1 protein-coding gene is annotated in these 1,050 nt (G+C 34.9%); it reads right to left on the reverse strand.

Annotated features, from left to right (window positions below; translation table 11 throughout):
* Window positions 1-881, reverse strand: an 881-nt coding sequence (locus ACFYUV_RS51450) for a replication initiation protein (protein ID WP_387683461.1), incomplete at its 3' end; no start/stop codon positions are given.
* Window positions 882-1,050: the final 169 nt, after the last annotated feature.

Consider the following 1,050-nt stretch of genomic DNA (forward strand, 5'->3'; position numbering starts at 1 on the left):
TTACCTGCAAGTGTTTGGTTTGATAATTCTTTTTCGGCTTTCGCTTCCTTGTAGGTCTTGTCCTCTAGCTTATAACTGTTATCGTCTGCTCGACGTTTTTTCGTGATATGAAAGACAATAGAATCAATGCTTTTACCTTTTTTCACTTTCTCATAGGCAATATTAAATGAGGTCCGATCATTGATTTCTTCAAGGGGTTTATCTAAAACTTTCTTGCTAAAGTTAGTGAATAATTTGTATTCATTGACCGTGTCCGTCATTTCTCGTAATTCTCGCATGGAAATTGAAGGATTGCGGTAGGCTTCCACTTGTTCTTCTCGGCGCCCGCCCTTGTAACTATAATGCTCGTACTGGTTATAATTCATAGATAACCAGCGATACAAGATAATGGAATACTTGCTATTGAGTTCTGCAAGATCAGACAAAGCGTGTTGCGTGAAATTTTGTTTTAAATTGATTAAATACGGCATAATTTCAGGACTAAATCGGATCGTTACCTCATCATGATAATCCGTCCACTTAACATAGGGAATCGGCACAATATTTTCAAATTCAAATCCATGTTCTTTTTTTTCTTTAATTTTGAAAAAGGCTTGTTTCTGCATATTCTCGACTGCCTGTTTAAAACGTGTGTGTTTATTGCTGTCGTCCACTTTAAAAAAGGCAAACAGTTCTGCTTTTGACAAATAAACCGTATGATCTTTTGGTGGTTCTTCTGTATCAATGCACGATACGGCTAATTCAAACATTTTCAGTGGGGTTTTATCCATTTTGGCAATAGATGTGATTAAAGAATTATGCTCGACCACTTTACGTTTTGATAATTCGTTCAAGATTTGCACCTGCTTCTGATTTTGTTCATTTTTTGGTATACTAGTCATAGAAAACTGCTCCTTTGTGAGTGTTTTTAGATACGCATGAAGAAAATCTGACCAAAGAATTGTTCTTCATGCTTTTATTATACCACAACATAAGTACTTACCTAACAAAAAAGTACTTATGTACATAGTTTTTTGTACTTATGTACATAGTTTTTTGTACTTATGTACA

It is taken from the genome of Nonomuraea sp. NPDC003560 (genome assembly GCF_042878785.1).
Lineage (GTDB): Bacteria > Actinomycetota > Actinomycetes > Streptosporangiales > Streptosporangiaceae > Nonomuraea.